Raw genomic sequence first — 2,821 nt, forward strand, 5'->3', positions numbered from 1 at the left:
GGACTCTATGCCCTGCAACACCGAGGACAGGAATCGGCAGGTATTGCCACCTACGACGGGGAAACGGTGCATTGTTACAAAGAAATGGGCTTAGTTTCCCAAGTTTTTAGCGAAACTGTCCTTAAAACCTTGCCCGGTACTCACGCCGTCGGTCATACTCGTTACTCTACCACCGGTTCTAGCCGTCGCGCCAATGCCCAACCTGCCGTGATCGAAACCCGTTTGGGTAAACTTTCCCTAGCACATAATGGCAATTTAGTCAATACTTTTGAGTTAAGAAATGTATTAGAAAAGCGCGGTTGCGATCTCGTCACCACCACCGACTCGGAAATGATCGCCGTCGCTATCGGTCAGGAAGTGGATAGTGGCAAGGATTGGATAGAAGCGGCGATCGATGCCTTTAGCTATTGTAGCGGGGCTTACAGCCTTGTTATCGGCACACCGACGGGAATTATCGGGGCGCGGGATCCCAATGGTGTCAGACCCTTAGTAATTGGGGTTTTGCAAGAAGAAGGCAATCCCCCTCGTTATGTTTTAGCTTCGGAAACCTGCGGATTAGATATTATCGGGGCCGATTATCTGCGGGATGTGCAGCCGGGGGAATTAGTTTGGATTAGTGAAGATGGCTTATCTTCGGTGGATTGGGCCATTAAACCGGAGAAAAAATTATGCGTTTTCGAGATGATTTATTTTGCTCGTCCCGATAGCATTGTTCACGAGGAATCTTTATATACTTATCGGGTACGTTTGGGGGAACAATTAGCCAAAGAGTCGCCGGTAGAAGCAGATATGGTGATGGGAGTTCCCGATTCGGGTATTCCGGCTGCGATCGGATTTTCGCGCATTTCTGATATTCCCTACGCGGAAGGATTGATTAAAAATCGTTATGTGGGACGGACTTTTATTCAACCAACCCAACACATGAGAGAGTCGGGGATTAAGATGAAATTGAATCCTTTAAAGGATGTTTTACAGGGAAAAAGAGTTATTATTGTTGATGATTCGATCGTGCGGGGAACCACTAGCCGGAAATTAGTTAAAGCTTTACGCGATGCTGGAGCAAGAGAAGTTCACATGAGAATATCTTCACCTCCGGTGACTCATCCCTGTTTTTATGGCATTGATACGGACAACCAAGAGCAGTTAATTGCGGCAACTAAATCGGTGGCGCAAATTCAGGCACAAATCGGGGTGGATAGTTTAGCTTATCTCAGTCACGATGGGATGTTAACAGCAACGAAGGAAGACCCGAAAACCTTCTGTACTGCCTGTTTTAATGGCGATTATCCGATTCCTGTACCTGATAATGTTAAGCGATCGAAGTTGATCTTAGAAACAGTTAAATAGGGGTTGCTGAATAAATCTAAAAACCTTGCTGGGTAAGACTTTTAGACTTTTTATCAATCAAAAAGTACCAGAGATGGGAGTGATCGGGGGGAAAATTCAGGGACTTTTTCCCTGAAAATTAGGTAATTGACCAGGTGAAAATCGGTAAAACCCTACACCCCACACCCCACACCCCACACCCTGTCCCCACGAATAACTTTTTGCCGCAAACCCTAAATAGCCTCAAGGCTAAATCCTCTGAAAACAATCGGCAATTTCCTGGGGAGTTAAAAGAGAATTAGGATAACCGGAAAGTTGTCCTAATTTTTGTGCTAATAAAACTGCTTGGGGTGGAGTTAGATAAGTTTTGGCTAAGAGATCGGTTTGATGATAAGCTTGCCGGATTGGGGCATCTAAAAGGATAGTTCCTTGACCCATGATAATTACTCTTTCGGCGTATTCTGGCATTAAATAGAGGTGATGGGTAATCACAATAACCGTTTTGCCCATCTGGTGTAATTGACGGCTCACCTCTAAAATTGCCTTAGCTCCTTGATAATCTTGGCCCGTGGTGGGTTCATCAAAGACCACTATACGCGGTTCCATGGCTAAAATTGCCGCAATCACTACCCGCGCTCGATCGCCTTTCGGTAAGGAGAGAGGATGATAGGAGCGATATTCTAGCAATCCCATGGCTTCTAGACTTGCTTCCGTGCGTTGGGTGACGATTTCTGGAGAATAACCGAGATTAGTCAGGGCAAATGATACTTCTTTCTCCACAGTGGTGTTAAAAATCTGATTATCGGGATTTTGGGCTACATAACCGATCGAACGAGCTAAATCACTGACAGAAAAGCTATTGATTGAACGTCCGTCAATCATAACTTGACCGGTGGTTGCCGAGAGAAGATTGAGAAAATGCTTGACTAAAGTGCTTTTTCCTGCGCCATTTTGACCGATAATCAGCAGATATTCCCCTTCGGCAATATCGAGGGACACATCCCGCAAGGCGGTAGTACCATCGGGATAGGTATGGCAAAGATTTTTTACCCTCAGTAGGGGGTTTAAGGGGTCAGAAACCGATGATAAGGGAGGGTTTGGTGTTATTTGATGGTAAAAGGATTTAAGCTCGTTTAAACGGGCAAAACCGCGGTCTAGGGTGACAGGAATGGACTCAATCGCCCCGATTTTTTGATTGATCAAGGCAAAAGTAGTGGCCACTTGCGGGGGACGCAGGGCATTTTCCTGTAAAAGTTGTACTTGGGAGTAGATCTCTGCTGGGGTTCCCATGGCTTCGATCGCACCCTCCCTTAATAGTACCAGGCGATCGGCATATTCGGCCATTTCCTCGGCTGCGTGGGAGACCATCACAATAGTGACACCGAGATGGCGATTTAATTCCTTAATGGTGGCGAAAACTTCCTGGGATCCCACCGGATCCAGTTGGGAGGTGGGTTCATCGAGAATTAACAAAGCGGGCTGAACTGCGAGGGCA

The 2,821-nt window shown here is 46.3% G+C and carries 2 protein-coding genes; one reads left to right on the forward strand and one right to left on the reverse strand.

Translation table 11 applies throughout. The annotated features are described in order from the left end of the window. Positions 1–1,347, forward strand: a 1,347-nt coding sequence (gene purF, locus PX484_RS18485) for an amidophosphoribosyltransferase (protein WP_288105054.1), incomplete at its 5' end; no start/stop codon positions are given. Between the two features lie 228 nt (positions 1,348–1,575). Here the strand turns inward: purF and PX484_RS18490 are convergent. Then, on the reverse strand, positions 1,576–2,821 hold a 1,246-nt coding region (locus PX484_RS18490; protein WP_288105056.1), incomplete at its 5' end, for an ATP-binding cassette domain-containing protein.

It is taken from the genome of Microcystis sp. M49636_WE2 (assembly GCF_030065375.1).
In the GTDB taxonomy this organism is placed as follows: Bacteria; Cyanobacteriota; Cyanobacteriia; order Cyanobacteriales; family Microcystaceae; genus Microcystis; species Microcystis aeruginosa_C.